This window comes from Streptosporangium sandarakinum, assembly GCF_013409935.1.
Taxonomy (GTDB): domain Bacteria; phylum Actinomycetota; class Actinomycetes; order Streptosporangiales; family Streptosporangiaceae; genus Streptosporangium; species Streptosporangium nondiastaticum.
On sequence record NZ_JACCCO010000003.1, the window covers coordinates 640589 to 666379 of the forward strand.

General features: G+C 74.1%; 22 protein-coding genes. 15 read left to right on the plus strand and 7 right to left on the minus strand.

Annotated elements, in window-relative coordinates; all coding sequences use genetic code 11:
- Window positions 1-156: 156 nt before the first annotated feature.
- Window positions 157-1548, plus strand: a complete 1392-nt coding sequence (locus HDA43_RS29255) for a glycoside hydrolase family 6 protein (protein ID WP_179827370.1) — start codon at window positions 157-159, stop codon at window positions 1546-1548.
- A gap of 157 nt (window positions 1549-1705) precedes the next feature.
- Here the strand turns inward: HDA43_RS29255 and HDA43_RS29260 are convergent, their stop codons facing one another.
- Entirely contained in the window at window positions 1706-2266 is a 561-nt protein-coding gene (locus HDA43_RS29260; RefSeq protein WP_312873601.1) for a MarR family winged helix-turn-helix transcriptional regulator, read from the minus strand.
- A gap of 77 nt (window positions 2267-2343) precedes the next feature.
- Between HDA43_RS29260 and HDA43_RS29265 the strand changes: the two genes are divergently transcribed.
- Entirely contained in the window at window positions 2344-2772 is a 429-nt protein-coding gene (locus HDA43_RS29265; protein ID WP_179827372.1) for a DoxX family protein, read from the plus strand.
- A 263-nt stretch (window positions 2773-3035) separates the two neighbouring features.
- On the opposite strand, the gene HDA43_RS29270 is transcribed toward HDA43_RS29265, so the two are convergent.
- The 3 genes from HDA43_RS29270 to HDA43_RS29280 all read right to left on the minus strand — a co-directional run bounded on the left by HDA43_RS29270 (window position 3036) and on the right by HDA43_RS29280 (window position 6763).
- Window positions 3036-4802, minus strand: coding sequence for a hypothetical protein (locus HDA43_RS29270; protein WP_179827374.1), 1767 nt, complete (start codon window positions 4800-4802; stop codon window positions 3036-3038).
- Between the two features lie 64 nt (window positions 4803-4866).
- Entirely contained in the window at window positions 4867-5817 is a 951-nt protein-coding gene (locus HDA43_RS29275; protein WP_179827376.1) for a carbohydrate kinase family protein, read from the minus strand.
- Window positions 5818-5824: 7 nt separating this feature from the next.
- The gene (locus HDA43_RS29280; RefSeq protein WP_179827378.1) at window positions 5825-6763 is read right to left on the minus strand and encodes a pseudouridine-5'-phosphate glycosidase; all 939 of its coding nucleotides are present in this window, start codon (window positions 6761-6763) and stop codon (window positions 5825-5827) included.
- A gap of 464 nt (window positions 6764-7227) precedes the next feature.
- On the opposite strand from HDA43_RS29280, the gene HDA43_RS29285 reads away from it, so the two are divergent.
- The 3 genes from HDA43_RS29285 (at window position 7228) to HDA43_RS29295 (ending at window position 11080) form a co-directional block, all read left to right on the plus strand.
- On the plus strand, window positions 7228-8745 hold the full coding sequence (locus HDA43_RS29285; protein WP_179827379.1) for a phytoene desaturase family protein: 1518 nt from the start codon (window positions 7228-7230) through the stop codon (window positions 8743-8745).
- A 161-nt stretch (window positions 8746-8906) separates the two neighbouring features.
- On the plus strand, window positions 8907-9656 hold the full coding sequence (locus tag HDA43_RS29290) for a response regulator transcription factor (protein ID WP_179827381.1): 750 nt from the start codon (window positions 8907-8909) through the stop codon (window positions 9654-9656).
- Window positions 9653-11080: a sensor histidine kinase gene (locus HDA43_RS29295; protein WP_179827384.1), complete on the plus strand. Its 1428-nt coding sequence runs from the start codon at window positions 9653-9655 to the stop codon at window positions 11078-11080. The genes HDA43_RS29290 and HDA43_RS29295 overlap by 4 nt, the downstream gene beginning before the upstream one ends.
- Window positions 11081-11161: 81 nt before the next feature.
- Here HDA43_RS29295 and HDA43_RS29300 read toward each other — a convergent pair whose 3' ends face one another.
- Window positions 11162-12376, minus strand: a complete 1215-nt coding sequence (locus HDA43_RS29300; RefSeq protein ID WP_179827386.1) for an ROK family transcriptional regulator — start codon at window positions 12374-12376, stop codon at window positions 11162-11164.
- 143 nt (window positions 12377-12519) lie between these two features.
- Between HDA43_RS29300 and HDA43_RS29305 the strand changes: the two genes are divergently transcribed.
- From HDA43_RS29305 to HDA43_RS29350, 10 genes are all read left to right on the plus strand, one after another.
- Window positions 12520-14229 (plus strand): ABC transporter substrate-binding protein, encoded by a 1710-nt coding sequence (locus HDA43_RS29305; protein WP_179827388.1) that lies wholly within the window; start codon window positions 12520-12522, stop codon window positions 14227-14229.
- Entirely contained in the window at window positions 14226-15218 is a 993-nt protein-coding gene (locus tag HDA43_RS29310; RefSeq protein ID WP_179827390.1) for an ABC transporter permease, read from the plus strand. The genes HDA43_RS29305 and HDA43_RS29310 overlap by 4 nt, the downstream gene beginning before the upstream one ends.
- A gap of 13 nt (window positions 15219-15231) precedes the next feature.
- A complete protein-coding gene (locus tag HDA43_RS29315; protein WP_179827392.1) occupies window positions 15232-16128 on the plus strand; it encodes an ABC transporter permease in 897 nt (298 codons plus the stop codon).
- Complete coding sequence (locus HDA43_RS29320; protein ID WP_312873602.1) at window positions 16121-17143, plus strand: ABC transporter ATP-binding protein; 1023 nt, start codon at window positions 16121-16123, stop codon at window positions 17141-17143. The genes HDA43_RS29315 and HDA43_RS29320 overlap by 8 nt, the downstream gene beginning before the upstream one ends.
- Window positions 17140-18102 carry an oligopeptide/dipeptide ABC transporter ATP-binding protein gene (locus tag HDA43_RS29325; RefSeq protein WP_179827394.1) on the plus strand — a complete coding sequence of 321 codons (963 nt, stop codon included), beginning with the start codon at window positions 17140-17142 and terminating at the stop codon, window positions 18100-18102. Before HDA43_RS29320 ends, HDA43_RS29325 begins: the two co-directional genes overlap by 4 nt.
- Window positions 18099-19139, plus strand: a complete 1041-nt coding sequence (locus HDA43_RS29330) for a sugar phosphate isomerase/epimerase family protein (RefSeq protein ID WP_179827396.1) — start codon at window positions 18099-18101, stop codon at window positions 19137-19139. Before HDA43_RS29325 ends, HDA43_RS29330 begins: the two co-directional genes overlap by 4 nt.
- A gap of 31 nt (window positions 19140-19170) precedes the next feature.
- Window positions 19171-20007, plus strand: a complete 837-nt coding sequence (locus tag HDA43_RS29335) for a PIG-L deacetylase family protein (protein ID WP_179827398.1) — start codon at window positions 19171-19173, stop codon at window positions 20005-20007.
- Between the two features lie 223 nt (window positions 20008-20230).
- Window positions 20231-21418, plus strand: coding sequence for a bifunctional glycosyltransferase family 2/GtrA family protein (locus HDA43_RS29340; RefSeq protein ID WP_179827400.1), 1188 nt, complete (start codon window positions 20231-20233; stop codon window positions 21416-21418).
- A complete protein-coding gene (locus tag HDA43_RS29345; RefSeq protein WP_179827402.1) occupies window positions 21415-23643 on the plus strand; it encodes a mannosyltransferase YkcB-related protein in 2229 nt (742 codons plus the stop codon). The genes HDA43_RS29340 and HDA43_RS29345 overlap by 4 nt, the downstream gene beginning before the upstream one ends.
- 111 nt (window positions 23644-23754) lie before the next feature.
- A complete protein-coding gene (locus HDA43_RS29350) occupies window positions 23755-24447 on the plus strand; it encodes a TetR/AcrR family transcriptional regulator (RefSeq protein ID WP_179827404.1) in 693 nt (230 codons plus the stop codon).
- Window positions 24448-24575: 128 nt separating this feature from the next.
- On the opposite strand, the gene HDA43_RS29355 is transcribed toward HDA43_RS29350, so the two are convergent.
- Window positions 24576-24836 (minus strand): hypothetical protein, encoded by a 261-nt coding sequence (locus HDA43_RS29355; RefSeq protein ID WP_179827407.1) that lies wholly within the window; start codon window positions 24834-24836, stop codon window positions 24576-24578.
- A 69-nt stretch (window positions 24837-24905) separates the two neighbouring features.
- A complete protein-coding gene (locus tag HDA43_RS29360; protein ID WP_179827409.1) occupies window positions 24906-25757 on the minus strand; it encodes a Scr1 family TA system antitoxin-like transcriptional regulator in 852 nt (283 codons plus the stop codon).
- Window positions 25758-25791 lie beyond the last annotated feature (34 nt).

The window sequence follows — 25791 nt, forward strand, 5'->3', positions numbered from 1 at the left end:
TCCCCTGCGCGAGGTGAAACTTTCACCGGTTCCGGGAGACGTAGTCGCAGGTCGCGGATGTGGAGCGGCAGGGACGGGCGGCCTTCGCTGGAGGCGGGGGAGGTGGACTCGTTAGTTTGGGAGCGCTCCCACTTCCCCCGCCCAAGGAGTCCCCCCATGCGAAGAAGGCCGATCCTGGCCGCGCTCGGCGCGGCCCTCGCCGTGGCGACCGGCGTCGCGGCGTCCGTGGCCTCCATGGCCTCAGTGGCCTCCGGCGCCGCCGCGGCCGACTCCTCCTTCTACGTCGACCCGGCCACCGGCGCGGCCAAGTGGGTCGCGGCCAACCTCGGCGACTACCGCGCGCCGGTCATCCGCGACCGGATCGCCGCCGTCCCGCAGGCCCGGTGGTTCACCACGACCAACACCTCCACCGTGCGAGGCCAGGTGTCGGAGTTCGTCGGCGCCGCCGCGAGCGCCGGCAAGACGCCCATCCTGGTGGTCTACAACATCCCCAACCGCGACTGCAGCGGCGCCAGCACCGGCGGTGCGCCGAACCACACGGCCTACCGGCAGTGGATCGACGAGCTCGCGGCGGGCCTGCAGGGACGCCCGGCGTCGATCATCCTGGAGCCCGACGTCCTGCCGATCATGACGAGCTGCATGAGCTCGGCCCAGCAGCAGGAGACCAACGCCTCCATGGCGTACGCCGGGAAGAAGCTCAAGGCCGCCTCGTCGGCGGCGAAGGTCTACTTCGACATCGGCCACTCGGCCTGGCTGTCCGCCTCCGACGCCGCGGCCCGGCTGAAGGCGGCCGGCATCGCAGACAGCGGTGACGGCTTCTCCCTCAACGTTTCCAACTACCGCTGGACCTCCACCGAGGTCGCGTATGCGAAGAACATCATCTCCGCCACCGGCGTCTCCCGGCTGCGCGCCGTGATCGACACCAGCCGCAACGGCAACGGACCACAGGGCAGCGAGTGGTGTGACCCGGCGGGCCGGGCGATCGGCACGCCGAGCACGACCGGCACCGGCGACCCGATGATCGACGCGTTCCTCTGGATCAAGCTTCCCGGCGAGTCGGACGGCTGCATCGGCCCGGCCGGGCAGTTCGTGCCGCAGCGGGCCTACGACCTGGCCATGGCGGCACCGCAGCCCACCTCCTCGCCGACCCCGACCGTCACGCCCACGGCGACCCCGACGGCGACCCCCACGGTGTCGCCCAGCTCCACCCCGACCCACACCTCCACGCCCCCGCCCGGCGACCGGTCCTGCGCGGCCGACTACAAGATCGTCAACTCCTGGCAGGGCGGCTTCCAGGCCGAGGTGACGGTACGGAACACCGGCGCCCAGGGCATCAGCGGCTGGACGGTGAGCTGGACCTTCTCCGGCGGCCAGACCGTCACCCAGCTCTGGAACGGGAAGTACACCCAGAGCGGCGCCGCCGTCACGGTGCGGAACACCGACTACAACGGCGCCCTCTCGTCCGGGACCACCACGTCCTTCGGCTTCACCGGCAACGCGCCCGGAGCATCCGGCGTGCCGGCCTCGGTCGGCTGCGCCGCCGCCTGACCCGGCGGCGCGGTCCCGGCACGGTACGGCTCGCGCGGACCGAGCGCCCCCGCGCGCGGGCCGTACCGGCTCTCGTCCCGCCCCGCGGCCCTCACGGCGCCGCGGGGCGGTCTCGTGGGTGCCCGCCCCGTTCCCGCCGCCCGGACGCCGGCGGCGTTCAGACGCCGGCCACGCCGGTGCCGGCCGTACTCGTCATGCCGGTCGTGTTCGTCGTGCCCCTCGTGCCCCTCGTGCCCGTCATGCCCGTGGGGTCGTCCCCGTAGGGGGACGCCATCACCGCCGCGGCCTTGGACATGATCCGCGTCATGCCGGCCAGCTCCTCGGGGGTGAGCTGGTCGATCAGGAACGCCCGGACGACGGCCACGTGGCCGGGGGCGGTCTTCTCCAGGCAGCTCATGCCCCGGTCGGTCAGCACGGCGAGGACGCCCCGCTCGTCGGAGGGGCAGGCCACCCGCGCGACGAGGCCGCGTTTCTCCAGCCGGCCGATCTGGTAGGTGAGCCCGCTCTTGGAGACCACGGCGCTGCGTGCGAGCTCGGTCATGCGCATGCGGCGCCCGGGGGCGGCCGAGAGCTTGGCGAGGATCTCGTACTGGGCGTGGGTCAGCCCCGAGTCGGCCTTCAGCTGCTCCTCGATGCGCCGTTCAAGCAGGTGGGAGGCGGTGAGATAGGCCATCCAGGCGCTCATCTCGGCCTCGCTCAGCCATGGGGTGTCCGTCACGGATCCAGTGTATGGGTTGTTCGAATTTGAACTACCGGCTAGGTTTGATTCAAATTCGAACTAACAAAGGAGCGGCAATGCTCGACCGGATTCGGCCCTTCGCCCTGCTGCTGGGGCGGATCGGCATCGGAGTGATCTTCCTCGTCCACGGGTGGCAGAAGTTCACCACCATGGGGATCTCCGGGACGACGGCGTTCTTCGAGCAGATCGGGATTCCGCTGCCGGGCCTGGCGGCCCCGGCGGTGGCCGTGCTGGAGGTCGTCGGCGGGATCGCGTTCATCGTCGGCGCGGCGCTGCCGGTGTTCGGCGTCCTGCTCGCCCTGGACATGGTCGGCGCGATCGTCTTCGTCCACGGGGCCAACGGGTTCGCGGTCGACAAGGGGGGCTACGAGTTCGTCCTGGCCCTCGCCGCGGCGGCCCTGGCCATCGGCTTCAGCGGCGGCGGGGCGCTGGCCGCGGACGGCCTGTGGCGGCGTGGCCGCCGGACCGAGGCCGTGGCCGTCTGAGACGGACCCGCCCGGCACGGGAGCGTGGGCGGCCGGACACCGGACGTGTGAGGCGCGGGCGGGGAACTCCCGGTGCGGGAACGCGGGCGGGGAGCGCCCGGCGCGGGGCGCGGACGGAGAACGCCCGGCACGGGAGAGCCCGTGCCACGGGGGGCGGACGCCGCACGGGACCGCCGCGGTGCGATGCCGCACCGCGGCGGGCCCACGGGACGAAGGGAACGGCCCCGCCCTCCGGGCGGGGCCGCAGGGGACGGCCGGGCGGCTCAGCCGGGAAGCTGGGCCTCCAGGCGGTAGCCGTCCACGGTGACGTACACCTGGTCGCCCGGCCGGGCGTTCAGGCGCATGAGCACCGGCTGGAGCGAGTCGAAGACCGGCTGGTCGCGCCAGACCAGCACCACCGCGTTGTCGCCGGGGCCGGTCACCGACAGGAGCGTGCCCGGGCGCATGCCGAGCCTGGTGGCGTACCCCTCGGGAACCGCCACCGGGCCGCCCCGCAGATGCTCGCTGGTCACCTCGATCCGCTGCCAGCGGCTCGGATCGGTGACCGGACCGGAGGAGCTCGGCGGACCGGCCGGCGGGTGCAGCGGGGCCCGCCGGCTGGAGACCAGATGCGGGCGGCCGTTGCCGGACAGGGCCGACAGGGTCGCCAGCGCGGCACGCGGGTCGATGGAGTCGGGGCTGACCTGCGGGATCGGCTGGCCGCCGCGATGGTGGTGGTGGGCGTTGGCGCCCGGGGTGCGGCGCGGGAGCTGCCCGCCCTGGCCGGGGGAGCCGGCGCCGCCCTGCGGGACGCCCTCGCTCCCGGCCGGGGAGTTGTTGAGGGCGACCAGCCACGCCGGGGCGGAGTGGGCGCGGATGCCGAGCTGGCGCTCCATGAGCGCGACCACGTCGGCGTCGGACGGCTGCCCGGCCAGCAACTTGCGGGTCCGGTCGCGCAGGCCGCCGAGGTCGCCGACGACCAGCCAGCCGTCCTGGAGCCGCCGGTCGGGCATGAGCGTGACCAGCACCCGCCACAGCGGCGTGCGGAGCGTGGGGACCTCGACCGGGTGCGCCGGGTCGGCCGCGATGAGCTGCTCCTCGGTCGCCGCCGCGCCCAGCCACTCGGTGAGCCCGAACATGTGGCCGGTGAGCGGGGCCGACTCCGGTGAGCGCAGCCACAGCAGGATGCGCTCCTCGGCGGTGCGCTGGGCCGCCGACAGGGCGTCGCGGCCGGCGTCGAGCCTGTGGGCGAGCGCGCGCAGGCTGATCGGATCGACGGCGAACAGCCGCTCCACGGCGACCGCGAGCTCCAGCCGATTCCAGCCGCGGAACATGTTGTCCACCAGGCGGACCAGCGGGTAGTCGCCGAGATCCACCTGCGGCCGCGCCGGCGCCTGCGCCGCGGCGGGCGCGGCCTGCGGTACGGCCGGCGTGGCGGGCTGCGGCGCGGCGGGCGCGGGGGACTGCGCGGGCACCGAGACCGCGGGCGGCGCGGGCGGCGCGGCCGGGGCCTGCCGTTCCGGGGCCGCCGGAGCCGTCGCCGGGGCGGGCGCCTGTCCGGTGGCCGGGCGGTTCTCCACGGCCGTTCCGGCGGCCGTCCCGGCCTGCTCGGCGACCCCGGAGATCCCGGGAACCCGGCCCAGCACCTCCTGGAACACGGCCGTCACCACGACCTCGGGGGCGGCCTGACCGGGCGCGCCGCCCAGGTCGGCGGAGGTCAGCCGGCGCAGCCGGGCCCAGCCGCCCAGCGCGGAGATGGCCGCGCGGGCCGGCTCCGGCCATCCGGGCAGGGTGGGGTCGACGGTGTGGACGTGCAGGGCGGGCAGCACGTCGCTCAGCGGCAGGTGATCCCAGCGCGACACGGAGAGCCGGGCGAGCCGGTCGCAGATCCAGTCGAGCCCGGCGGTGCCGAGGGCCTTGGTGAGGGTGACCGAGGACCACCACCCGGCGGGCAGGCGGGGATCGGAGAGGGCTTCGGCGACCTGCTGGGGCCTGCTCCAGCGCAGGGCCGGTACCAGATCACTCAGGCAGATCGATGAATCGGCATCCATCGGTGGACCGCAACCTCCCCAAAGTGACGCATGTGGCTGATGGTGCAGCTTACGCCGCAAGCTATCAATTGGTGATAAGAGGATAAAGCTGGTTGGTACCCACTTCGGACCCGGCGACGCGCGGCCGACCGCCGACGGCGGCCACCGCCTCGGCCCCGGCGCGGCGCCCCGCGTCCAGTGCGGCCTCGTCGTCCGCCCCTCTCAGCAGGGCGGTCAACAGGCCCGCGGCGAACGCGTCACCGGCCCCGGTCGAGTCAACCACTTCCGCGGGCAGTCCGGGAACCCGGGCGGTCAACTTTCCGCCGCGGGCCATCAGCGCCCCCCGGGAGCCGAGCTTCACGGCGGCCGCGCCGTACCGCAGGCTCAGCCGCTCGGCGGCGCGCTCGGGGGAGGATTCACCGGTGAGCAGGCGCGCCTCGTCGAGGTTCGGGACGATCAGCCGGGCGGACAGGGTCTCCTCGACGAACCGCCCGGCGCCGAAGGACCGCAGGAACCCCGTCGAGGCCGGATCGACGCTGGCCGTGACGCCGCGCCGGGCAGCCTCCGCCAGGGCCACCCGGGAGAGCTGGAGCCCCGGCTCGGCGAACAGGGTGTAGCCCGAGAGGTGCAGGTGGCCGACCCCGTCGAGCAGGCTCTCGTCCCAGTCGTCGACGCCGATGTGCCCGCCCGCGCCCCGGTTGGTGAGCATGGAGCGCTCGCCGGTCACGTCGACCATGGCGATCACCACCGCGGTCGGCCGCTCGGGGTCCACCCGCAGGTGCGGGCGCACCCCCCGGCGCCGCAGCTCGGCGGCGTGCCACTCGCCCGTGTCGAAGCCGACCCGGGTCAGGATCCGCGCGTCGGCGCCCAGGTGGGCGGCCCAGGAGGCCGTGTTGGCCCCCGAGCCGCCCGGGCGCAGCACGATGTCGGCGGCCGTGTCGGTCCCGACGGCCAGGTGGGCCAGGGCGGTGCCGCCGTGGAGCGCGACGACGTCGGTGACCACGTCACCGATGACCAGCAGACCGGCTGTGCTCACGGTTTCCTCAGTTTCCCCTGCTCCACGCCGCCGCGATCAGCCCGGCGACGCGGGCGTTGCCCCGCACGGCCGCCAGGTTGGCCTCCAGGGAGGCGCCGTCGGTGCCCTTGACCAGGTAGGCCAGCAGGAACGGGGTGATGGCCTGACCGCTGACGCCCTGCCGTTCGGCCGCCTCCAGCGCCTCGGCGAGCACCCGGTCGTGCAGGGCCGGGTCGAGCTGCCGGTCGCGCGGCACCGGGTTGGCGACGATCAGCGCGGTCTCCGGCCCGCCGAGCGCGTCCTGGGCCCGCATGGCGCCCGCCGCCTCCTCCGGGGTCTCGATCCGCCAGTCCACGCGCTCGCCGGAGGTGTGCAGGTAGAAGCCGGGGAACTCGTCGGTGCCGAAACCGGCGACGGTGACCCCGCGCGTCTCCAGCCGCTGCAGGGTCGCCGGGACGTCCAGGATCGACTTCACCCCCGCGCAGACGACGGTGATGCGGGTACGGCTCAGCATGTCGATGTCGGCCGACTCGTCCTGGGTCTCGACCCAGCCGCGGTGCACGCCGCCCAGGCCGCCGGTGGCGAAGACCCGGATGCCCGCGCGGGCGGCCAGGAACGAGGTCGCCGACACCGTCGTCGCGCCGCTGGCCCGCAGCGCGGCGGCGGCGGGCAGGTCGCGGAAGCCGAGCTTGCGCAGCCCCGGCTCGGTGGCGATCCGCTCCAGCTCGCCCTCGTCCAGGCCGATGCGCGCCACCCCGTCCAGCACCGCGATCGTCGCGGGCACCGCCCCGGCGTCCCGGACGATCCGCTCCAGCTCGGCCGCGACCTCGAGGTTGCGGGGCTGGGGCAGGCCGTGGGAGATGATCGTGGACTCCAGGGCCACGACCGGGGCGCCCCGATCCAGTGCCTCGGCCACCTCGCCGGACGGTCGGAGCACGCTTTCGATGGGCTGGTGGGTGGTACGCATGAGCGGTCTCTTGTCTCCCTGTGCGGGCCGGCTCGTCGCCCTTTTGGAACGGTGTAACCGGGATTGCTGCTTCCGGGGTGATCACGTTACGGCCGTCCCGGGGGGACGTCCACCCGTAGAGCCGCCGGGAACGCCGCGCCCGCGCGCCGGTCGCGCGGCGCGGGGCGCGGCGGGGTCCCGGCCCCTTCCCGGGGTTGACGCCTCCCACCGGCGGCGGGAGCGCGGCGGCCGGTGACACCTCCCTCTCTCCGGAGGAGTACCCGCCTTACCGCCTGAGCGGTAAAGAGGAATGACCTATAGACCGTTTTGTCGCCTTCGCTATATGGTGCCGGGCATGGCGCTCATCGAGGTGGCGAACGCGCTCCGTCCGGAACCGCACCGGCAGACGGGCCTCTGACCCGCGGCCACACCCGGCCCGATCCACCGGTCCCAACCCGGTCCCGGAACCTCCCAAGGGGTGACGCGTGTTCCGTTCCCGCTACGACACAGTGATCGTGGGAGGCGGCCACAACGGCCTGGTCGCCGCCGCCTACCTCGCCCGCGCGGGCCGCCGGGTCCTGGTGCTGGAACGCCTGGACCACGTGGGCGGCCTCGCGGTCTCGGCGCGGGCCTTCCCCGGCGTGGACGCCCGCCTGTCGCGCTACTCCTACCTTGTCAGCCTGCTGCCCTCGAAGATCGTCTCCGACCTCGGGCTCCGGCTGGAGCTGCGCCGCCGCCGCTACGCCTCCTACACCCCCGCCGGGGACACCGGCCTGCTGGTCGACCACGGCGACGAGGCCCGCACCGCGGCCTCATTCGCCCGGGTGACCGGGGGAGAGGCCGACCTCGCGGCCTGGCGGCGCTTCTACGCGCTGACCGGGCACGTCGCCGGACGCGTCGCGCCGACCCTGCTGCACCCCCTCATGGACCGCCGGGCCATGCGCGACCTCGTCGGCGAGGAGGCGTGGCGGGAGCTGTTCGAGCGGCCGATCGGCGAGGTCGTGGACGAGCGCTTCGCCGACGACACCGTACGGGGGGTGGTGCTCACCGACGCCCTGATCGGCACCTTCGCCGACCCCGGCGACGACGGCCTGCTGGCCAACCGCTGCCTGCTCTACCACGTGATCGGCGACGGCACCGGCGACTGGAACGTCCCGGTCGGCGGCATGGGCGCGGTCTCCGGAGGTCTCGCCGACGCCGCGCGCTCGGCCGGCGCCGAGATCCTGACCGGCGCCGAGGCGCTCGCCGTCGACCCCTCCTCGGGCGAGGTGACCTTCCGCGACGCCGGCGGCGAGCACGCGGTGCGCGGCGCGCGGGTCCTGGCGAACGTGCCGCCCGCCGTGCTCGCCCGGCTGCTCGGCGGCGACGGGTCCGCGCCGGAGGGGTCGCAGCTGAAGGTCAACATGGTGCTCTCCCGGCTGCCGCGGCTCAGGGACGCCGAGGTCGACCCGGTGGCGGCCTTCAGCGGCACCTTCCACATCAACGAGGGCCGCGAGCAGCTCGCCCGCGCGTACGCCGAGGCGTCCGCCGGGCGGATCCCCGCCCTGCCCCCGGCCGAGGTCTACTGCCACTCGCTGACCGACCCGTCCATCCTCGGCGCGGACCTGCGCGCCGCCGGGGCGCAGACGATGACCCTGTTCGGCCTGCACATGCCGGCCCGGCTGTTCCGCGAGGACCCGGCCGGGGCGCGCGAGGCCGCGCTGCGGGCCACCCTCGCCTCCGTCGACTCCGTGCTCGCCGAGCCGATCGGGGACTGCCTGCTGAGGGCCCCCGACGGGAGCCCGTGCCTGGAGGTCAAGACCCCGGTGGACCTGGAGGACGAGGCGGGACTGCCCGGCGGGCACATCTTCCACCGGGACCTGTCGTGGCCGTACGGCGAGCCGGGCAAGTGGGGGGTGGAGACCGCCTTCGAGCGCGTCCTGCTCTGCGGCGCGGGCGCCCGGCGCGGCGGCGGCGTCAGCGGCATCCCCGGCCACAACGCCGCCATGGCCGTCCTGTCCTGAGCTCTGTCCTGAGCCCTGCCCCCCGAGCGCCGTCCCGTCCTGAGCGCGGCCGTGCGGCCCCGCCTGCCCCGATGACCGGCGGTCCGGGCCTGCGGGGGCGGAACGGGGAGGGGGAGCGGGCGTTCATCGGGCTCTCATGTCGGGCGTCTAGCGTGGGGGCCATGGGTGACGGTGGTGCGGCGCGGGTGCTGGTCGTGGACGACGAGCCCGCGCTCAGGGAGGCGCTGCAGAGCAGCCTGGAGTTCGAGGGCTACCGGGTCGGCGTCGCCCCCGACGGGCAGGAGGCCCTGGCCGTCCTCGCCCGGGAACCGTACGAGCTGGTGCTGCTGGACGTGATGATGCCCCGCCTGGACGGCCTGACCGCGTGCCGGCGGCTCCGGGCGGCCGGCAACCACGTGCCGGTGCTCATGCTCACCGCCCGCGACGCGGTCGGCGACCGGGTGTCCGGGCTGGACGCCGGGGCCGACGACTACCTGGTGAAACCGTTCGAGCTGGACGAGCTGCTGGCCCGGGTCAGGGCGCTGCTGCGCCGCGGCGCCCTCGCCGCCTCCGCCGCGCCCGGTGGCGGCGGTCCCGGCGGCCCGGGCGGCCCCGGTGGTTTCGGCGACGCCGTGCTGGCATGCGGCGACCTGCGGATGGACACCGCGGGCCGGGAGGTCACCCGGGCGGGCGAGCGGCTGGAGCTGACCCGCACCGAGTATCTGCTGCTGGAGCTGTTCATGCTGCACCCGCGCCAGGTGCTCACCCGCGAGCAGATCCTCGGCGAGGTGTGGGGCTTCGACTTCGAGCCGTCGTCCAACTCCCTCGACGTCTACATCATGTACCTGCGCCGCAAGACCGAGGCGGGCGGCCGTCCCCGCCTGATCCACACCGTCCGCGGCGTCGGCTACGTCCTGCGGGCCGCGCCGTGAGACGCCGCCGCTCTCTGCGCTCGCGACTGACCCTGCTGGTCGCGGCGGCCGTCGCGCTGGCGATCGCGGTGTGCGCGGGCGCCTGCTGGTTCATCGTCCGCGGCGCGCTGCTGAACCAGGTGGACCGTTCCCTGCTGGAGAAGCCCAAGGGAACGTCGGCCGGCGCCCAGTGGATGCAGGACTACTGCGCGGGCCACCTGCCCGCCCTCCCCCCGCTGCCCGATCTGCCCGGGTCCCCCCAGCGCACGTTCCCGGACCGGCCCAGGCCGCCGCGGGTCCTCCCGGTGCAGGTGATCGACGCGCAGGGAGGCAGGTGCGTCGTCGGCGGGCTCGCCGTCACGGCGACCCCGGCCGACCGCGCCCTGGCCGCGGCCCCCGTGGGAACGTGGGCGCTGCGGGACGGCGCCGCCGAGGACGGCACCCCGGTGCGGGTGCTCACCACGAGCGCCGGATCGGGCCTGGCGGTGATGGAGTCGCGGTCGCTGGCCGAGTTCCAGTCCACGCTGACCACGCTCGCCTGGGTCCTCGCCGGGGTGGCCGCCCTCGGCGTGGTCGGCGCCGCCTGGGCCGGGCTGCTGGTCTCCCGTACGGCGCTGCGTCCGGTCGGCCGGCTGGCCGAGGCCGTCGAGCACGTCGCCAGGACCGAGGACCTCGGCACCCGCATCCCCGTGGAGGGCACCGACGAGATCGCCCGTCTCGGCGCCTCGTTCAACGCGATGACCGCGGCGCTGGCCGGTTCCCGCGAGCGGCAGCGGCGGCTGGTCGCCGACGCCGGGCACGAGCTGCGCACCCCCCTCACCAGCCTGCGCGCCAACATCGACCTGCTGCTGCGCAGCGAGAACATCGGCCGGCCGCTGGAGGCCGAGCCGAAGCGCAGATTGCTGGCCGGTCTCAAGGCCCAGTTCGAGGAGATGTCGACCCTGGTGGGGGACCTGCTCCAGCTCTCCCGGGGGGAGGGGGACCACGAGCCGCACGTGGAGTTCGCCTTCCACGAGGTCGTCCGGACCGCCGTCGAGCGGGCCGGGCTGCGCGGTGCGGAGATCATCGCCGAGCTCGGCCCGTGGTACGCCGAGGGCAACGCGGCCCTGATGGAGCGGGCCGTGCTCAACCTCCTGGACAACGCCGCCAAGTTCGGTCCCGGCCGGGTCGAGGTTCGCCTGCGCGGCGGCGAGCTGACCGTGCGCGACCACGGTCCCGGCATCCCCGCCGACGAGCTGCCGCACGTGTTCGAGCGCTTCTGGCGCTCGCCGGCGGCGCGCGGCCTGCCGGGCTCCGGCCTCGGGCTGGCGATCGTGGCCCAGGCGGTCGCGGAGGCGGGCGGGACGGTACGGCTCGGCAACGCCCGGGACGGGGGCGTGGTGGCGGCTCTCAGCCTGCCGGGCACCGCTCGTCCCCGGAGCCCCGCTCCGGCGTCGCCGCGCTGATCCGGACCGGCGGAGCCGCCGTGCGCGGGGATCGTCGCGCGGCGCCCGCCGGACCCGGCGCCGGTGCGTCACCGGCGGGGATCACCGCTCCGCGGCGCCCGCCGGGCTGACCCGGCGCAGCAGCTCGTCGCGCACCCGGCCCGACGCGACCGCCTCGGCGCCGCGCAGCGCCGCGTCCGCCCCCAGCGCGGACGACATCACCGGTGTCGCGGTCTTGACGAGCCGGGCGAGTTCGGCGCGGACCGGGTCGAGCAGGGCGTGCCTGCCTCCGACGGTCCCGCCCAGCACGACCAGGGCCGGGTCGAGGACGGCGGCGGTCACCGCGACGGCGCCGGCGAGGTGCCGCGCGACCTGGCGGACGGCCCGGACGGCCCGCTCGTCGCCGCGCGCGGCGGCGCCGAACACCGCGTCGGGGCCGGTCTCCGGCAGCCCCTCCGCCGTGGCGTACTCGGCGAGGGCCTGTTCGGTGACCGAGTGGTGCAGCCGTCCGGAGTCGCGGATGCCGGGATCGTCGAGGGAGCGGTGTCCGAGCGGCATGCGGGAGATCTCCCCGGCCGCTCCGGTGGCCCCCCGGTGGATCTCGCCGTGCATGACGACGCCCATGCCGAGTCCGCGCCCCACGGAGACGTAGACGAAGTCGTCGACGTCGCGGGCGACGCCCGCGGCCCGCTCGCCCAGGGCGGAGAGGTTGACGTCGTTCTCCACGGTGGCGGCGCCCCCGAACAGCTCGACGATCGCGTCGATGGACACCTGGTCGAAGGCGGGCAGCGCCGAGGGGAGGTCGCGGTGCAGGACGCCGCCCGCGTCGACGACGGTCGGCACCGAGACGACACCGTGCCAGACCTCCGGGCGGGACGCCCCCGCGTGGGCGAGGGCGCGCTCCAGCAGCCCCCGCACCTGGAGGTGGAGCGGGGCGCCGCCGGGCACCCGCTCGGCGGGGGCCTCCGCCAGGGCCACCCGCTCGCCGCGCAGGCCGAGCAGCGACACCGCGAGACCGACCGAGGTGACGGACACGGCCGCCGCGAGGCCGCCGCCGACCGGGCGGACCTCGTAGAGCGCGGCGGCGGGCCCCTTGCGGGAGGTGTCGCGGCCGGTGGCGCGCACGATCCCCGACCGTTCGAGGTTCGCCACGGCACGGCTGATCGTCGGCAGTGCCAGGCCGGTGCGCTCGGCCAGGTCGACACGGGTCAGCGGGGTGTCGTGCAGGAGCTGTACGACGACGGAGCGCTCGTTGAGGTTGCGCAGCACGGTGGACGCCCCCGACGGCAGCGCCGCCGCCTGTGGTTGACGGGACATGACCACGATCATATATCTCGAACATACTGTTAGCACTTTCTGCGGAAAACCATTGACCTCACAGGGATAGGGACATTAGCGTCCACCAACTAATACGAACAGTGTGTTCTAGTAAGGGCGGGAGCCCTCAACGGAGGTGCGACATGGTCGTCGATCCTCGGCGGTTCGGCCGCCGGACTCTCCTGCGCGGCGCGGGCGCCCTGGGCGCCGCCGCGTTCACCGCCTCGCTCACCGGCTGCACCGAAACCGGTGCGGGCCAGGGCGCGAAGTCCGGCGCGGGCACCGCGCCACTGCTCACCGTCGCCTCCGAGCAGGGATCGACGCTCGCCAGGAACTTCAACCCGTTCGCCGCCAGCTCGCGCTGGGCGGCGCGGTTCTGCGTCTACGAGCCACTCATGATCTTCAACCACGTGACGGGCGCGCTGGAGCCCTGGCTCGCCACCGGCTTCACCTGGTCGCAGGAGAACACGGTGCTCACCATGAAGCTCCGCGACAAGGTCACCTGGTCCGACGGCAGGCCGTTCACGGCCGAGGACGTCACGTTCACCTTCGACCTGCTGAAGCGGCACAAGGGACTCATCGGGTACGCCACGGGAGCCGTCGCGAACTACGTCGAAGCCGTCCGGGCCCCCGACGCCGGGACCGTGGAGTTCACTTTCAAGAAGGCCTACACCCCCGCGCTGCACGACATCGCGCAGCAACTCCTCGTTCCCCGGCACATCTGGTCGGCCGTCGCCGACCCCGTCACCCACACCAACCCCGACCCCGTGGGCACCGGCCCGTTCACGCTCACCGCCTTCCGCCCGCAGATGTACGAGCTGCGCAGACGCGACGGCTACTGGCAGCCGATCGCGATCCCCGGCCTGCGGGTGCCGACCTACGCCGGCAACGACCAGATCAACTCCGCGCTGGTGAGCGGGCAGGTCGACTGGGGCGGCCTGGTGCCCGACCCCGACCGGACGTTCGTCGCGAAGGACAGGCGCAACAACCACTACTGGTGGCCGCGGATCTCCGACATCTTCCTGTTCGTCAACACCACCAAGGCGCCGTTCGACGACCCCGCGGTCCGCAAGGCCCTCAGCATGGCCCTCGACCGGCGCAAGATGGTCGACATCGCCGTGTGGGGCAAGAGCGAGCCCGCCAACGCGGTCGGCATCGCCCGCGACGCCTACCCCGGCTGGATCGACGAGTCCCTGACGAGCGCCCACGCCGGGCTCGTCACCCGCGACGTCGCCGCGGCCAACGCCGCGCTCGACACCGCCGGGCTCGCCAGGGGCGCCGGCGGCAGGCGCACCGGCAAGGACGGCGAGCCCGCCTCCTTCGACCTGGTCGTCCCGAGCGGCTGGACCGACTTCGTCGCCGTGGCCCAGATCGTCACCCAGAACCTCGCTGAGGTGGGCGTCACGGTCAAGCTGCGCACGATCGGGTTCGACCAGTGGACCTCGGCCGTCTACAACGGGCGCTTCGACATCACCCTCGGACCCGGCGAGCGCGGCGCGTCCCCCTTCGGCTACTTCCGCGCGATGATGTCGAGCTTCACCCGGCGGCCCGTCGGGGAGACCAGCAACCTCAACTTCCACCGCCTGGCCGTACCCGAGGCAGACGAGCTGCTGGAGAGGTTCGCCACCGTCTCCGACGCCGCTGAGCAGCGGAAGATCGGACGCGGGCTGCAGAAGCTGTTCGTCGAGGTCTTCCCCGCCGTCCCCCTGTACGAGCAACCCGAGTGGGGGGCCTACAGCTCCCGGCGCTTCACCGGCTGGCCCGACGCCGGCGCCCCCTACGCGCCGCTGCGCAACTCCCCGCGCTTCCCGACGCCGCTCCTCGTCTACCCGAAGCTGAAGCCCGTCGCATGAGCTTCCTGCTGCGCAGGGCGGCGTTCTACGCGGTCGCGGGGTTCGTCGCCGTCACCCTCAACTTCCTGCTGCCCCGCCTGATGCCGGGCGACCCGGCGACGACGCTGTTCGCCGGCTACGCCGACCAGCTCGGCCCCGACGACCTGGCCTCGCTCAAGGAGGCGTACGGCCTGTCGGACGCGCCGCTCCTCGCGCAGTACGCCGACTACCTGCGCAGCCTCCTCGGCGGAGACCTCGGCACCTCCCTGTCGCAGTTCCCCACCCCCGTCACCGACCTCATCCGGGACGGCCTCGGCTGGTCGCTGCTGCTCGGCACCGTCAGCGTGCTGATCGGCTTCACCGCCGGCACGCTGCTCGGCTCCTTCGCGGCCTGGCGGCGGGGGAGCCGGTTCGACACCCTCGTGCCGCCGCTGACGATGTTCGTCGGCTCGTTCCCCTACTTCTTCCTGGCGCTGCTCGTGCTCTACCTGTTCGCGGTCCGCTGGCAGGCGCTCCCGCAGGGCCACGCCTACGGCATGGACGTCGCACCCGGCCTCACCCCGGAGTTCCTCGGCAGCGTCGCGACCCACCTGCTGCTGCCCGCCACCACGGTCGCGCTGGTCTCCGTCGGCGCGTGGGTGCTGTCGATCCGCAACACGATGATCGGCGTCCTCGACGAGGACTACCTGACCATGGCCGAGGCCAAGGGCCTGCGGACCTGGCGGGTGATGGGCCACTACGCCGCACGCAACGCGATCCTGCCCACCGTCACCTCTCTCGGCCTGGCCGTCGGCCACGTCTTCTCCGGGCAGCTGCTCACCGAGGTCGTCTTCACCTACCCCGGCCTCGGCAACCAGCTCTACGCGGCGGTCACCACCCACGACTACCCGCTGATGCAGGCCCTCTTCCTCATGATCACCATTTCCGTCCTCGCCGTGAACTTCGCGGTCGACGCGCTCTACGCGGCGCTCGACCCGCGGGTGCGCGGCGCGGCCACCGCGAGCTCCTAAGGAGGTGTTCCCCATGCGGAAGGTGACAGCGTTCCTGCGCGGCGACCGCCGTGCCGTCGCCGGCGCCGCCGTCTTCACCCTCATCGCCTGCGCCGTGCTCCTGGCACCCGTACTGGCACCCCACACCACCACCTGGTCCGACGGCGGGCCGTTCAGCCCGCCGTCGGCCGACCACCCGCTCGGCACCAACGGCCAGGGTCAGGACGTCCTCAGCCACGTCCTGTACGGCGGCCGCACCTCTCTCGGCATGGCCCTCGTCGTCGGCACCGGCACCACGGTGATCAGCGTCGTCGCGGGCCTCGTCACGGCCTTCCTCGGCGGCGTGGCCGACGAGGCGATCTCGCTGGTGGTCAACGTGGTCCTGACGATCCCGAGCCTGCCGCTGATCATCGTCCTGGCGGCGTTCCTGCCACCCGGCACGGGCACCATCGTCCTCGTCCTCGTGGCGACCGGCTGGGCGTTCGGCGCCCGGGTGGTCCGCTCGCAGGCGCTGACCCTGCGCCGGCGCGACTTCGTCGCCGCCGCCACGGTCGCGGGCGAACACCGCCGGCGGACCATCTTCGTGGAGATCATGCCGAACATGGCCTCCGTCATCGCCGCCTACTTCTGCGGCCAGGTCGTCTTCGCGCTGACCGCCGGCTCGGCGCTGGAGTTCCTCGGCCTCGGCGACGCCGACCAGCCGTCGTGGGGGACGATGCTGTTCTGGGCGCAGAACGACTCCGCGCTGCTGCAGGGCGCCTGGTGGACGTTCGTCGCCCCCGGTCTCGGCATCGCGCTGACCGCCTCGGCGCTCGCGCTGGTCAACTTCGCCATCGACGCCGCCACCAACCCCCGGCTGCGGGTCGCGCGCGGCGCGGCCGCCCGCCGCCCCCGCGGCTTCCGCCGAGCCACGGCGGTGCGGCGTGGCTGAACCGCTGACCGCCGGGACGACCGCGCCGCCGACCGGCCTGCTGTCCATCGAGAATCTGACCGTCGACTTCCACACCCCGCGCGGCACCGCCCGCGCCGTCGACGGGGTGAGCCTCGGCCTGTTCCCCGGCGAGATCCTCGGGCTGGCCGGGGAATCGGGCTGCGGCAAGTCGACGCTGGCCATGGCCGTACCGAGGCTGCTGCGCGACCCCGCCGTCATCACCGGCGGCCGCGTCCGCCTCGGCGACGGTGACGGCGACGGCGTCGATCTGCTCGGCCTGTCCGACGAGGAACTGCGGCGCGTCCGCTGGCGCGACATCGCCGTCGTGTTCCAGAACGCGATGAACGCCCTCAACCCGGTCCTCCGCGTCGAGGCCCAGCTCGTCGACGTCATCCGCACCCACGAGCGGACCGGCCGGCGCGAGGCCCGCGAGCGCGCCGCCCGGCTGTGCGGGCTCGTCGGCATCGGCGCCGACCGGCTGCGCGCCTACCCGCACGAACTGTCCGGCGGCATGCGGCAGCGGATCGCCATCGCGATCGCCCTGGCCCTGCGGCCCAGACTCCTCATCATGGACGAGCCGACGACGGCCCTCGACGTCGTCGTCCAGCGGGAGATCATCGCCGAGGTGCGCAGGCTGCAGGAGCGGCTCGGCTTCGCCGTCCTGTTCATCACGCACGACATCTCCCTGCTCGTCGAGATCAGCGACCGCATCGCGATCATGTACGCGGGTGAGGTGGTCGAGCTGGCCGACGCCCGGACGATCCTCGACGACCCCGCCCACCCCTACACCCGGGGCCTGCTCGCATCGTTCCCGACGCTGCACGGCGACGACACGCGGCTCACCGGCATCCCCGGCGCCCCGCCCGACCTCGTCGACCCGCCCCCGGGCTGCCGGTTCGCGCCGCGCTGCCCCTCGGCGCACGACCGCTGCCGCGCCGAGCGCCCCGTCCGGGTCACCGTGGGCGACCGCGACGTGGCCTGCCACCTGTACGGCCCGGCGGAGGTGACCCCGTGACATCCCCACTCCTCCAGGTCGAGGGCCTGACCAGGCACTTCACCATCGGCCGGGGCCGGCGTGCCCGAGTGCTGCGGGCGGTGCACGACGTGTCGTTCGAGGTCGGCGCCGGCGAGATCGTCGCGCTGGTCGGCGAGTCCGGCAGCGGCAAGTCCACGACGGCGCGGCTCGTCGCCCGCCTGGACCGGCCGACCGGCGGCACGATCCGGCTCGACGGCGCCGATGGCCTGACCGGAGAGCCACGCCGGGCCTCCCCGGCCTACCGCCGCGCCGTGCAGATGGTCTTCCAGGACCCGTTCGGCTCGCTCAACCCTGTCCACACCGTCGGACACCACCTGCGGCGGCCCCTCATCCTGCACGGCCACGACCCCGGCGACGTCGCCGATCTGCTCACCACCGTCGGACTGGACCCCTCCCTGGCGCGACGCCACCCGCACGAGCTGTCCGGCGGGCAGCGGCAGCGGGTGGCGATCGCCAGGGCGCTCGCCGTCCGCCCCCGGCTCATCGTGGCCGACGAACCGGTGTCGATGCTCGACGTCAGCGTGCGCGCCGGCGTGCTCAACCTCATGGAACGGCTGCGCGCCACCCGGGGCACGGCCTACCTGTACATCACCCACGACCTCGCCTCCGCCCGCTACCTCGGTGGCCGGATCCTCGTCATGTACGCCGGGCACGCCGTCGAGGGCGCCGACGCCGCCACCCTGGTGGAACGGCCCGCCCACCCGTACACGCGCCTGCTGCTGTCGGCCGTGCCCGACCCGCGCCGCGAGCGCCGCGGCGCGGCGCCCCCGGCCGCTCCGGCGGGCGCGGCGGCCGCTCCGGCGCCGGCGGGCTGCCCGTTCACCGCCCGCTGCCCGCTCGCCGCCGCCCGCTGCGCCGCCGAACGGCCCGCCAGGACCGACCTCGGCGGCGGCCACTGGGCGCGCTGTCACGCGACCGAGGAAGGAAGGACCGGATGACGCGTATCGGCGTGTGCGGGCTGAAGTTCCCCGAGGCGGCCGAACTCGGCCCCGAGGGCGTGCTGTCGGCGGCGGCCGAACTGGGCCACCACGGCGTCTTCTTCCGCACGATCCTGCACATGAGCCCCGAACTCGATCCCGGACGGCTGGCGGCCCTGCGGCAGCAGGCCGACGACCTGGACCTCTACCTGGAGACGGGGCTCGGCAAGGTCAACCCGTTCAACACGGCCGAGGACCCGTCGATCCGCGAGCTCGGCGACGGCGACTACCTGCTCGGCGCGCGCCGCGTGATCGAGGCGGCGGCCGCGATCGGTTGCGCCGACCTGTGGGGTGACACGGCCAACTACCAGCACTTCCGCTGGGGCCTGCACGCCATCGACCGCTTCCGCACCGACGTCACCTGGGAGGAGCAACTGGAGGCCACCCGCCGCCTCCTGCACCGGCTCGCCCCGGTGCTGCGCGGCCACGGCGCCCGGATCAACCTGGAGACCCACGAGGAGATCACCACGTTCGAGCTGGTCAGGCTCGTCGAGGACGTCGGACCCGACGCCGTCGGCGTGACCCTGGACCTGGCCAACGTGGTCGTCCGCGGCGAGGACCCCGTCGAGGCCACCCGCCGCGTCGCGCCGTACACGCGCCAGACGCACATGCGCGACCTCGTGGTGACCTTCACCGGCGACGGGCTCGAACGCCAGAACCGCGCCTGCGGCGACGGCGTCGTCGACCTCGCCGCCGTCCTGTCCCTGCTGCTCGAACACGCGCCCCAGGTCAACCTCACCATAGAGAACACCAAGGGGCGCGACCGCAACGGCATCCAGATCTTCGACCGGCGCTGGCAGGACCTCCACCCCGACCTGCCACTGGCCGACCTGGCCGGGCTCGTCCGCCTGGCGAGCGTCGCCGAGCGCCGCATGGCGGCGGGCGAACTGACCCCCGTCGACTCCTACTACGCGCCTCCCCTGGGGGCGGAGTGGGAACGCGCGTTCCTGCGCCGCAGCGCCGACCACCTGACCACCCTGCTGTCCCGGCTCACCTGAGGCTCACCGAAGCCCGTCCGAAAGGCATCACATGCACCGCAAGCTCCGCGTCATCGTCATCCTGGCCCACCCCGACGAGCCGGAGGAGTACGTCGGCGGCACCGCCGCGCTCTACGCGAAAGCCGGGCACGCCGTGAAGTTCATGACCCTCACCAACGGGTCCGCGGGCCACTGGCAGGTCGACGCGGGCCCGCTCGTCGCCCGCCGCGCCGCCGAGGGGGCCGAGGCGGCCGAGCGGCTCGGGGTGCTGCAGTACGAGATCCTGCCGATCGACGACGGCTCCCTCATCCCGACCCTGGAGGCGCGGCAGGCCGTCATCCGCGCGATCCGTGAGTGGCGGGCCGACGTCGTCATCTCCTTCCACCCCGACGGCGCGGGCCACCCCGACAACCGCGCAGCCGGCCAGATCGTTCGCGACGCCATGCCGTTCGTCGGGCTGCGGAACATCCTGCCGGCCGTGCCGCCGCTCGCCCGCCGTCCGCTCTACCTGCTGACGGTCGACTACGGCACGCACCCGCAGCACCGCCACGACATCGCGATCGACACCACGCCCGTGATCGAGGAGAAGCTGCTCGGCTGCGACGCGCACGTCTCGCAGTTCTACGAGTTCACCCCCCACTGCAACGGGCTGCTCGACACCGTTCCGACCGACTGGGCCGGGCGCCGGGCGTTCCTGCTGGAGCACTGGTCGGCGTACCTGCACGCCGCCGAGGACATGCGCCCCGCCCTGGCCCGCTGGTACGGCGACAAGCACGCCGAGGGCGTCGAGTACGCCGAGACGTTCACCGTCTCCCCGTACAACCGGCCCCACTCCGACGACGAGCTGCGCGCCCTGTTGCCCCTGCCGGGCGGCCGGGAATCCGCGTAGCGGTCCGGGGCGCCGCCCGGGACGGAGACGGGGGAGAACGGGGGGTGACGGAGGCGATGCGCGTCAACGCGTCGGGCGACGAGGGCGATGCCGTGGTGACCGGCGTGGTCGGCGCGCTGGAGTACCGGCCCTCCGCACTCCCCCCGGGGCGGGCGGCGGGCTTCTCATCCGGCGTTCATCGGTGGCTCAGCCGGTTCCAAGCCCAGGCCACGATGGTGGGCGCATGCAGACAGCACTCAAGACGCGCCTGGTCGAGGTGGTCGTCCCGGTGTACAACGAGCAGCGCGCCCTGCCGGTGAGCATCAGGCGGCTGCACGCGTACCTGACCGACACCTTCCCCTACGGCTTCCGCATCACGATCGCCGACAACGCCAGCACCGACGCCACCTGGGAGATCGCCGAGCGCCTGGAGCGCGAGCTGCCCCACGTGCGGGCCGTCCGCCTGGAGGCCAAGGGCCGCGGCCGGGCGCTGCGGCGGGTGTGGGCGGCCAGCGACGCCGACGTCGTCGCCTACATGGACGTCGACCTGTCCACCGGCCTGGACGCCTTCCTGCCGCTGGTGGCCCCGCTGCTGTCGGGCCACAGCGACCTGGCCATCGGCACCCGCCTCGCCAGGAACGCCAACGTGGTCCGCGGCCCGAAGCGGGAGCTGATCTCCCGCGCCTACAACCTGCTGCTGCGCTCGGCGATGGGGGCCGGCTTCTCCGACGCCCAGTGCGGGTTCAAGGCGGGCCGTACGGAGGTCGTCCAGGCGCTGCTGCCGGCGGTCGAGGACGAGGAGTGGTTCTTCGACACCGAACTGCTGCTCCTGGCCGAGGGGCACGGCCTGCGCATCCACGAGGTGCCGGTCGACTGGGTCGACGACCCCGACAGCCGGGTGGACATCCTGCGCACCACCCTGGAGGACCTGCGCGGGATGGCCCGGGTGGCCCGCAGGGCCCTGTCCGGCCCGGTCCGGACCCCGGTGCCGTCCCGTGTCCGCGCGGCACGGCTCCCGGGCGGCATGGCCCGCCAGCTTCCCCGCTTCGCCGTCATCGGCGCGATCAGCACCGCGGCGCACCTGGCGCTGTTCGTCGCCCTGCGGCTGGTGACGCCCGCCGTCGTCGCCAACGCGGTGGCCCTGGTCGTCACCGCCGTCGCCAACACCGCGGCCAACCGCCGCTTCACCTTCGGCGTCACCGGCCGCGCCGGGGCCCTGCGCCACCAGCTCGAAGGCGGACTCGCGCTGGCCGTCGGCCTCCTGCTGAGCACCGGCGGCCTGGCCCTGCTCGGCCGACTCGTCCCGGACGCCTCCACCGCGGCGGAGGTCACCGCGGTCGTCGTGACCAACGCCCTCGCCACCCTCGTCCGGTTCCTGCTGCTGCGGGCCTGGGTCTTCAATCCCCGCCGTGCGAAGGAGACCGTTCGATGAGCCGCCCCGCCGCCCCGGGGGGCCCCGCCGGGCCCCCACGTCCCGGTGCCGCGCCCCCCGGCGTCCCGGCCGCCCCTCCCTCCGGGCCTGCCGCACCGCCGGGTCCCGCCGGTCCGGGCGGCGGGCGATTCCGCGTCGCCGTACGGCGGGCGGCCTTCGGCGCCCCCGGCGACCCCCGCTGGGCGCGGCCCGGCCTGTGGGCGGTGCTCGCGCTGGCCGCCGTCCTGTACACCTGGGCGCTCGGCCGCAACGGGTACGCCAACGACTACTACGCCGCCGCGATCCTGTCGGGCACCCGGAGCTGGAAGGCGTTCTTCTTCGGCGCGCTGGACGCCGGGTCGTTCATCACCGTGGACAAGCCGCCCCTCGCGCTGTGGGTGATGGGGCTGCCGGCGAGGATCTTCGGGTTCGGGACGTGGAGCATGCTCCTGCCCCAGGCGCTGGCCGGCGTCGCGGCCGTGGGGATCCTGCACTCCGCGGTGCGGCGCGCGCTGCCCGGTAAGGAGGGCCACGCGGCCGCCCTGCTCGCCGCCCTGGTGATGACGCTGACCCCGATCACGGTGGCGATCAACCGGGACAACAACCCCGACACCGTCCTCGTCCTGCTGCTGGTGGCCGCCGCGTGGCTCTGCCAGGAGTCGGTCCGCACCGGCCGGACGCGCACCCTCGTGCTGTCCGCCGTCGCCGTCGGCCTGGCCTTCAACACCAAGATGCTCCAGGCGTACCTGGCGGTCCCGGCCTTCGCCGCGGTCCATCTGTTCCTGGCCCCCGGTACGGTGGCCCGCCGCCTGGGCCGGCTGCCGGCCGCCGGGGCGGCGCTGGTCGCCTCCAGCGCGTGGTGGATGGCGATCGTGGACCTGTGGCCGGCCGGAAGCCGCCCCTACGTCGGCGGCAGCTCCGACAACTCCGTCCGGGACCTGGTCGTCGGCTACAACGGCCTGGGCCGGATCTTCGGCGGCGAGGGAGGGCCGCCGGGACGCGGCGCGGCGGGGAACCCGCCCACGGGCGTGCCCGCGGACCTGCCGGAGGACCTTCCCCGGTATGTGCTGGGCGGGGGTGGCGGGTTCGGCGGCGCGCCGGGCGCCGGGCGCCTGTTCAACGACATCCTGGCCGGGCAGATCTCCTGGCTCCTGCCGTTCGCCGCGCTCGCCCTGGTCGCCGGGCTCGTCCTGGCCTTCCGCGGCTCCCTGCGCGACGCCCGCGCGGCCCTGCCGCTGTGGGGCGGCTGGCTGGCCGTCCACTACGTGGTCTTCAGCTTCGCCGAGGGCATCTTCCACCCGTACTACACCACCGCGATGGCCCCGGCGGTCGCCGCGCTGACCGGCATCGGCGGGGTGCTGATGTGGCGGGCGGCCCGGCGCTCGCGGGCCTGGACCGTGGTGCTCGCGGGCGGCATCGTGGTCACCGGGGCGTGGTCCTTCGCGGTGCTGCGCCGCAGCCCGGACTTCGCGCCGTGGCTGGCGTGGGCGGTCATCGCGGCGGCGGCGGTCGCGGCGGCGGCGCTGCTCCTGGCCCGCCTCGGCGCGCGCGCCCGGCGGCTGGTCGCGGCGACCGTACTGGTCACCGGCCTGTTCGCCGGCCTCGCCGGTCCCGCCGCGTACGCGCTGACCCCGCTGGGCTCACCCGTCATGGGCACCAACCCCACGGCCGGCCCGGCCGGAAGCGGCATGCCCGGCATGCCGGGGGGCGGCGGACGGGGCATGCCCGGCCGCTTCCTTGAGGGGACCGGCGCGGACGGCTCCGGGAACGCCCCGCCCGGCGAGACGGGGGAGCGCTCCTCCGGCGAGGGGACCGGCGACGGCTCCGGCGAGCCCCGGCCGCGCCTGATCATGGGCGGCCCCGGCGGAGGGATCGACCGGAAGCTGCTCGACTACCTGGAACGGAACCAGGGAAGCGCGACCTGGCTGGTGGCCGTGGACAGCGCGCAGAGCGCCGCGTCGGCCATCCTGTCCACCGGCCGGCCCGTCATCGCGATGGGCGGCTTCAGCGGCTCGGACCCGGCCATGAGCGTGACCAGGATCAAGGAACTCGTCTCCACGGGGCGGCTCCGGTACGTGCTGCCCGGCGGCGGTCCCGGCGGTCCCGGCGGTCCCGGCGGTTTCGGCGGCCCAGGCGGGCGGGGGAACTCCGAGGCGTTCGCCTGGGTCCAGGCGAACTGCGCCGTCGTCCCCGCGGCCGAGTACGGCGGGACCGGAGACGACCGGCCCCTCTACCGCTGCGGCTGAACCGCCGGGGACGAGCCGGAATTCCGCGCGGAACCGGTCCGGATATCATTGACTGAACACTCAGTCAACAGCGTTCGGACCGGTGTCCCGCGCTCCTGTTACTCTTGCGCAGTGCAGAGCGGAGAGGGAGCGCGGGGCAGCCGCGCCGACCAGGCCGACCAGCGGAGGGCGGAGCTGCTCGAAGCCGCCCGGCGGGTCGTGCTCGAACGGGGCCTGGCCAGCACCCGGGTCGCCGACATCGCCCGGGCGACGAACGTGAGCGGCGGCCTGATCCACTATCACTTCGCCACCAAGAACGACCTCATCACCGAGATGCTCCGCAGCACCAGCGAGGCGGAGGTCCAGCGGCTGAGGGAGATCGGCGCCGGGCCCGGCGGCTCCGTCGAGAAGCTCGACCGGATCCTGCGCTTCTACATCCCCGCCTCCCGGTCCGACCAGAGCTGGATCCTCTGGCTCGACGCCTGGGCCGTCGGGGTGCGAGAGCCGCACGTCCGCGACATCCTGCTGGAGCTGGAGAGCGGCTGGATCGAGACCCTCGCCCAGGTGATCGCCGAAGGGGTGGAGCGGGGCGAGTTCGTCTGCGACGACCCCCAGGGGGCGGCGGAGCGGCTCGACGGCATGCTCGACGGCCTGGTGGTCCGCTACACCCTGCACACCGGGAACATGTCGCGCGGCCGGCTCCTGCACCACGCCCGGGTCGCCGCGGCCCGCGAGGTCGGGCTGGACCCCTCGGTCTTCCCCGCCTCCGACGTCCCGGAGGGCCCCGACGGCCCCGAGGCGACCGCCGGGCCCGTACCGCTCTGAGTCCGGACGGCCTGGGCCCGGACCCGGGCCGCCCGGGTACGTGAGCCGGGCGGGCGACGCCGGCCCGGGCCCGTACGGAGGGCCGGGCGGAACCGGGCCGTACGGTTCGGACGGCCCGGCCGCGCGGATCAGGCGGGCATTGCCGCGAGCAGGAAGGCCAGGCGGGCGGCGGCGCCCTCGACGTTGCCGGTGTCGCCGAGCCGGTATCCCCACGAGGTGATGAAACCCCCGTCGGACGAGCACGTCACGGTCTCGGAGAGGGTGGCGCTGAAGCGGTTGCGCACGCATACGTACGCCGGGTCTCCGAATGACATCTTCTGTACCGACAGGTCGGCGTGTCGCCGGGTGGCCGTGGCGAACTGCTCCAGGCAGGACAGCGTGTCGAGCATCGTGCGTCACCTCCGTCGTCGAACAGAGAATTGCACGATCTTGGCACTCTGATCAAGCAATTGCGGGGATTAATCCGCTGATTGCCCGGACAAATCATCCAGCACCCGGGCCATCACCGCCCTGGCCTGCTCCCCGAAGGCCGCGACCTCGTGGAGCTCGTCGAACGTCGTCTCGTAGAACTCGACGTCCTCGGGGTCACGCAGGAGGAGCTCGCGGGTCCTCGTCGGCACCGCAGCCAGCTCCCTGTCGTAGATCCAGAAGCCGTTGAGCAGCGCCGAGGGCAGGGGCGCCTCGAAGGGGATGACGCCGAACTCCACGTTGGGCAGCGTGGTCACCGCCAGCAGCCGGTCGATCTGGCCCCGCATCACCTCCGGCGACGCCAGCCGGTAGCGCAGGGCGGCCTCGGGCATGACGAAACGGAACGTCTTGCTCTGGTCGTAGAGGATCTCCTGGCGCTTCATCCGCACCCGGATGGCGGCGTCGATCTCGTCAGGCGCCCGGTAGATGCGCTTGAGCCGGGTGAAGACACCCCGGGCGTACTCGGTGGTCTGCAGCAGGCCGATGACGATGCCCGGCTCGAACACCCGGAACAGCGAGGTCCGCATCTCCCGGTCGCGGATGTCCTCCTGGAACGTGGCCAGGCCGCTGCGGTGCCGCTGCCGCCAGGAATCCTGCCGCTCCAGCAGCGCCTTGACCTGCTCGACCAGCTCCTCGACCGTGCCGGGGGCGACCTGGAGGGCGCACCCCCACTGGGTGACGTCCTCCTCGGTGGGGGTCTGGCGGGCGTTCTCCAGGCGGGAGACCTTCGACGCCTGCCACCTGAGCCGCTCGGCGAGATCCTTGCCGGACAGTCCGGCCGACTCGCGAAGCCGCCGCAGCTGCATGCCGAGCTCGGTCCGGCCCTCCTGGAACCCGTTCACCCGTCGTCTCCTCCGTCGGCCGTACGGGCCGGAC